This window comes from Nocardiopsis sp. NPDC055879 (assembly GCF_053615935.1).
Genome location: NZ_JBSHCT010000031.1, coordinates 25,791 through 30,938 on the forward strand (window position 1 = coordinate 25,791; position 5,148 = coordinate 30,938).

Annotated in this window: 6 protein-coding genes; 3 read left to right on the plus strand and 3 right to left on the minus strand. The window is 66.0% G+C overall.

Going from position 1 to position 5,148, the window contains the following annotated elements:
* The first annotated feature begins 6 nt into the window (after nt 1-6).
* Nucleotides 7-1,230: a sensor histidine kinase gene (locus tag ACWGKS_RS26690; protein WP_358513992.1), complete on the plus strand. Its 1,224-nt coding sequence runs from the start codon at nt 7-9 to the stop codon at nt 1,228-1,230.
* Nucleotides 1,227-1,832: a response regulator transcription factor gene (locus tag ACWGKS_RS26695; protein ID WP_358513994.1), complete on the plus strand. Its 606-nt coding sequence runs from the start codon at nt 1,227-1,229 to the stop codon at nt 1,830-1,832. Before ACWGKS_RS26690 ends, ACWGKS_RS26695 begins: the two co-directional genes overlap by 4 nt.
* Nucleotides 1,833-1,861: 29 nt before the next feature.
* Here ACWGKS_RS26695 and ACWGKS_RS26700 read toward each other — a convergent pair whose 3' ends face one another.
* Together ACWGKS_RS26700 and ACWGKS_RS26705 are read right to left on the minus strand one after the other, a co-directional pair.
* Nucleotides 1,862-2,467 carry a dTDP-4-dehydrorhamnose 3,5-epimerase family protein gene (locus ACWGKS_RS26700; RefSeq protein WP_358513996.1) on the minus strand — a complete coding sequence of 202 codons (606 nt, stop codon included), beginning with the start codon at nt 2,465-2,467 and terminating at the stop codon, nt 1,862-1,864.
* An 80-nt stretch (nt 2,468-2,547) separates the two neighbouring features.
* Nucleotides 2,548-2,721 carry a hypothetical protein gene (locus ACWGKS_RS26705; protein ID WP_358513998.1) on the minus strand — a complete coding sequence of 58 codons (174 nt, stop codon included), beginning with the start codon at nt 2,719-2,721 and terminating at the stop codon, nt 2,548-2,550.
* A 221-nt stretch (nt 2,722-2,942) separates the two neighbouring features.
* Between ACWGKS_RS26705 and ACWGKS_RS26710 the strand changes: the two genes are divergently transcribed.
* Entirely contained in the window at nt 2,943-4,118 is a 1,176-nt protein-coding gene (locus tag ACWGKS_RS26710) for a macrolide family glycosyltransferase (protein WP_358514004.1), read from the plus strand.
* Here the strand turns inward: ACWGKS_RS26710 and ACWGKS_RS26715 are convergent.
* Nucleotides 4,099-4,983 carry a TIGR03621 family F420-dependent LLM class oxidoreductase gene (locus tag ACWGKS_RS26715; RefSeq protein ID WP_358514000.1) on the minus strand — a complete coding sequence of 295 codons (885 nt, stop codon included), beginning with the start codon at nt 4,981-4,983 and terminating at the stop codon, nt 4,099-4,101. The genes ACWGKS_RS26710 and ACWGKS_RS26715 overlap by 20 nt on opposite strands.
* Nucleotides 4,984-5,148 lie beyond the last annotated feature (165 nt).

The following is a 5,148-nucleotide window of genomic DNA, read 5'->3' on the forward strand; positions in this document are numbered from 1 at the left end:
CTCTTCATGAACCACCCAGGCGCGCAGGAACGGCCGACCGCATCGCTGGGACGATCCATCGATGAGGTCGGCCGGCGACTTTTCGACCCGCCCTCCCACTCCTCCCATGGCAGCGGGGCACTGTGGGTCTCCGCCGGATTGACCCTGTTGTTCAGCCTGCTGATGCTGCCGTACGGACTGACCGTGGCGGAGGGCCTGGACGCGGAACCGGGCGCGTGGGTCCTCGGGATCGGGTTCGCCTACGTCGTCTCCTATCTGATCTTCGTGATCCTGGGGGAGTCGAAGGCGTGGTTCGTACGAATGCTCATGTGCGCCCTGCTCCTGCTCCTGGGAGGTGCGCTGGTCACACTCGCCGGGTTGGAGAACGCATGGGTCCTGGTCTTCGCCCTCTGCGTGATCACCGCCTTCTCCCGCACCGTGGTGGCGACCGGTGTGGTGCTCTTGGTGGTCGGTGCCCTCGCCGGCGTCGCGTTCTTCACCGGGGAGATCATCTCGGTGCTCTCCGACCTGGTCCTACTGGCCTCCGTCGGCATCGCGATGATCCTGTTCATCCGCCTGGTGGACGCCAACGGTGAGTTGCGCAGGGCCAGGGACGAGGTGGCGGAGTTCGCCGTCGTGAAGGAACGTGAACGTGTCGCCCGGGAACTCCACGACATCCTGGGCCACAGCCTCACCTCCATCACCGTCCAGGCGGGGGTGCTCCGACGCGTCCTCGAACACGCCGGACACGAGCAGGAGGCGCGACAGGCGGGAGAGGTCGAACAGGTGGCCCGGCAGTCGCTGTCGGACGTTCGAGCCACGGTGTCGGACTACCGATCGGTGACACTGGCGGGCGAGATCGCGGGGGCCGGAGTCGTCCTCCGCTCCGTGGGGATCGTTCCACGCCTTCCACGAGCGGTGGACGAGGTCTCCTCGGACGCGCAACGGGTGCTCGGCTACGTGGTCCGAGAGGCGGTGACCAACGCGGTACGGCACTCGGACGCCACGGTGGTCGAGATCCGCCTTGACAGGAACGGCGTGGAGGTGCTGGACAACGGTCCGGGCGTTGGACCCGTGGTCAAGGGGAATGGTCTGCGCGGCCTGGAGGAGAGGATCACGGATCAAGGGGGCGAACTCAGGTTCGGTCGGCGCCCCGACGGAGGGTTCTACGTGGCGGCGGCCCTCCACCCCGAGGACGACTTCGAGGGTGGCGGATCGGCTCCACCGGAGACTGATGGGAGCAACGAATGATCCGTGTCCTCGTGGCGGACGACCAGGCGTTGATCCGCGGCGCGCTCGCCGCCATGCTCGACCTCGAATCCGACATCACGGTCGTGGCCCAGGTGGGTACCGGGGAAGAGGTACTCGCCGCGGCTCGTGAGACGAGTCCGGACGTGGCCCTGCTCGACATCCAGATGCCCGGCAAGGACGGATTCGCCGCCGCGGAGGAGCTACGCCGAAACGTCCCGGGGTGCCGGGTCCTGATCTGCACCACCTTCAGCCGGCCCGGCTATCTGGTTCGCGCCATGTCCGCCGGAGCCACGGGTTTCATGGTCAAGGACGCGCCTCCCGAGGAGCTGGCGAAGGCCGTGCGCAAGGTGAGCAAGGGGGTCAGGGTCGTGGATCCGACACTGGCCGCGGAGTCCCTCACCCACGGCATCAACCCCCTCACCTCCAGGGAGAAGGAAGTACTCCTGGGGGTGCTGGAGGGGGACACCATCACCGAAACGGCCAAGCGGTTGTTCCTCAAGGAGGGGACGGTGCGCAATCACCTGTCCTCGGCGATCGGCAAGACGGACACCCGGACCCGGTCCGAGGCGGCCCTGGTGGCTCAGGGCCGCGGTTGGCTGTGAGCGGTGGGGCGCTCCCGGGCCGGGTGTCCTCAGGCCTCGGTCAGGGCCTTCTCCCCGGCGATGGAGTCCTCATACGTGGGCAGCAGTCCCGCTTCGAGCGCCTTCGCCACCGTGGGGGCGGAAGCGTCACGGGTGGACCGGATGAGACCCGATCCCTCCGGTAGGGGTAGCCCCAACTCCGGATCGTGGACGTCGACCCCCAACTCGTTCGCGGGCACGTACTCCTCCGAGAGGAGATAGGTGATCACCGTCCCCTCCTCAAGTGCCAGTACGGCGTGTCCCACCCCGACGGGAAGGTAGACCGCCTTCGGTGAGTCGGGGCCGATGAGCACCGAGTCCCACCGCCCCCAGGTGGGTGAGCCGACCCTGAGGTCCACGACCATGTCGAGCGCACGTCCGGCCGGGCAGTGCACGAACTTGGCGCACCCCGGAGGGGTGGCCGTGTAGTGGACCCCGCGCACCACACCCTTGCGGGAGCGGGTGAAGCTGACCTGACCGGGCCGGAAGGGCCGGCGCCCGAGCGCGCGCACGAAGTCGGACTCCATGAGCGAGGACGCGAAGCATCCCCGGTCATCGGGGAACACGGGGAAACCGAACTCCACGGCTCCCTCCACCGAGAGGTGGCGAAACTCCATGATGTCTCTCCGATGAGCTGTTTCTTCGAGCTGGGACGAGTGTGAACGGCTGCGGGTCGTCCGGCTTCGGAAGGGGTGGGTCAGGCCTGGCGGCTGCGCTTGCTCAGGCTGAGCCCGACCGCGATGCCGATCACCACACCGATCGGGATGAGGATGTGCGGGCCGAGTACGAACAGGCCGGCGACGCCTCCGATCACACCACCGGCGACCGAGGTGGCGGACATGACGACGATCTGCTTGGTGTTCTCGTTCATGACGGAGACCTTTCACTTCTGCTGCGGAGACTACGGAGATCTCTGAATTCTCATTCTCGATCCACTTTCATGATGTCGTTCCGATCGTGTCCGTGCTTAGGGTGAATATCATGCGAACGGGATGACAGTTGTCATTGGTCTGATGCCCGAAAAATCACTAGTCTGACCGAAAGTCTAATCTAGGAGTAAGCGACGGAGTCGACGTGGCACATTTCGTCTTCATGGCCCCCCCGGCCACAGGACACATCAACCCGACACTGGGCCTGGTCTCGGCGCTCGTCCGGAGAAGACACCGAGTGAGCTATTTCGTCACGGAGGAACACGAGGGTCGGGTCAAGGAGGCCGGTGCCGAACCGGTGCCGTACCAGACCACGATGCCCGGTTCGGAGGCCAAGCCCCTCACGCTGAGCGGACTCGACGTCACCCGAGGCCTCCTGTCCGGGCTGAGGGAGACCCGGCACCTCTCCGAGAGCCTTGACGGTTGGTTCGCGCGGAATCGACCGGACCTCGTGGTCTTCGATGGCCTGGTCGCCTGGTGGGGTCGCCTGCTGGCCTACCGGCACGGCATACCGGCGGTGCCCTCCTGGCCCAACTTCGTGTCCAACGACGCGTGGTCGCTGACCGACGAGTACGTCAAGTTCAACAAGCTGGACCCGAGGCTCTACGGGTTCATCCTTCGCATGCGGCGGATGGCGATCAAGGAGGGGCTCACCCTGGTCGAGCTCATGGACTCGCTCGGCCGTGGTGTTCCCGAACACCTCGTCTTCCTGCCGCGGGAGTTCCAGTTCGAGGGGCACAGCTTCGACGAGAGCTTCCGTTTCGTCGGACCCTGCCTGCGCGAGGGGCGAGGGGACCAGGGCTGGACGCCCCCGCCGGACCGCCCCGTGCTCCTGGTCTCCCTCGGCACCCTCTATCACAACCGGCCCGACTTCTTCCGGGATGTCATCCAGGCCTTCGGTGACTCGTCCTGGCACGTGGTCCTGGTGATCGGACGACACGTCGACCCGGCCGTTCTCGGCGAGGTCCCGCGCAACTGCGAGGTCCACGTGACGGTGCCGCAACTGGAAGTGCTCGGGCACGCGCGGCTGTTCCTCACACACGCGGGGATGGGAAGCGTCATGGAGTCCCTGAGCTTCGGTGTCCCGATGCTCGCCGCGCCCCAGATGGGCGAACAGCGCGCCAACGCGGACCGCATCGAGCAGCTCAACCTGGGAAGGGTGCTTCGGGAGGGTCCGGAGGACATGGTGGACCATCTGCGTCGACTCGCCGACGAGATCTCGACCGACGACACGGTGCGGACCTCGGTGGAGGACATGCGCCGCGCCTTCGAACGGGCCGGTGGGGTGGAGGCCGCGGTTCGAGTGGTCGAGGGTGCGGTCAACGCACGAGTTCGATGACCTTCCCGAAGTCCTCCATGGCGGCCTCCATCACCGTGTAGTAGGTGATGCCGAACCTTTCGGTGTGGCTCTCCAGTTGTTCGGCGATATCGCGTGGGCGGCCGACGAACACGGTGGGGAGTTCGAGGACCTGATCGATGGTCAGGTCGGGCCCGTACCGCTCCCGGAGTCGGTCGCCGGCGGCGCGACGGTCGCCGGTGAGGACGGTGGCCTTGCTCAGCACGTTGAACTCCACACCATCGGGCCGGTAGGAGGTCTCCGCCCGCACGAAGTCGACCCTCTTCTCCAGTGTCGGTGCGTCGACCAGGCCGGTCCTGCCGTATTCAGGGCGAAACCTCGCTCCCGTGAAACCGACGATCTCCGCCTCGTGGGCGGCCAGGCGCAGGACACGTTCGCCGTGGCCTCCGATCATCAGGGGCGGGTGCGGACGCTGCGCGGGGTACGGAAGCACGTCCGAGTCCAGGAACTCCCGTAGACCGGACAGAGCCCCCTCCAGCCGCCGGACCCGCGACCCCGGACTCCCGAACTCGATGTCGGCCGATACGAATTCGTGCTCGACGTAACCGGTTCCCATTCCGATTTCGAGCCTGCCGTCGAGGAGAAGGTCGGTCGTGGCCACATCTCGGGCTAAAAGGGCGTGATTGTAGAAACAGCTGTTGATTACATAAGCGGCGATCTTTGGTCGGCTGGTGGCCGAACCGGCCGCCACCATGGAAGGAAAGGGAGACATCAAATTAAGGTGATCGGGAACCCCGATGACGTCGTATCCCAACGCTTCCGCCCGTGCGCACTTCTTCGCCCACTCCGCTGCGGTGCAGCCGGATGAGATCAGTACGACGCCGAATCTGAGTCGTCTATCGAGCATGTGGACCAGTATTCCAATCCACCGCCTACGTGTCCGCCGCAGGTGCACAAACAGGGGTCCTAGGGGGCGATGTTAGGGGTTGTTGGCGCCCCACGACGAGGGGCAGGCTCAAACCGGACAAGTACCTCTGTGTGCCATTCGTTCTGTGCTCGCCGGAAGGTGGAG

Bases quoted from the DNA above. Each gene is read 5' to 3' on its own strand.
- ACWGKS_RS26710 (WP_358514004.1), top strand. From the start codon at position 2,943: ATGGCCCCCCCGGCCACAGGACACATCAACCCGACACTGGGCCTGGTC.
- ACWGKS_RS26690 (WP_358513992.1), top strand. From the start codon at position 7: ATGAACCACCCAGGCGCGCAGGAACGGCCGACCGCATCGCTGGGACGA.
- ACWGKS_RS26700 (WP_358513996.1), bottom strand. From the start codon at position 2,467: ATGGAGTTTCGCCACCTCTCGGTGGAGGGAGCCGTGGAGTTCGGTTTC.
- ACWGKS_RS26705 (WP_358513998.1), bottom strand. From the start codon at position 2,721: ATGAACGAGAACACCAAGCAGATCGTCGTCATGTCCGCCACCTCGGTC.
- ACWGKS_RS26695 (WP_358513994.1), top strand. From the start codon at position 1,227: ATGATCCGTGTCCTCGTGGCGGACGACCAGGCGTTGATCCGCGGCGCG.
- ACWGKS_RS26715 (WP_358514000.1), bottom strand. From the start codon at position 4,983: ATGCTCGATAGACGACTCAGATTCGGCGTCGTACTGATCTCATCCGGC.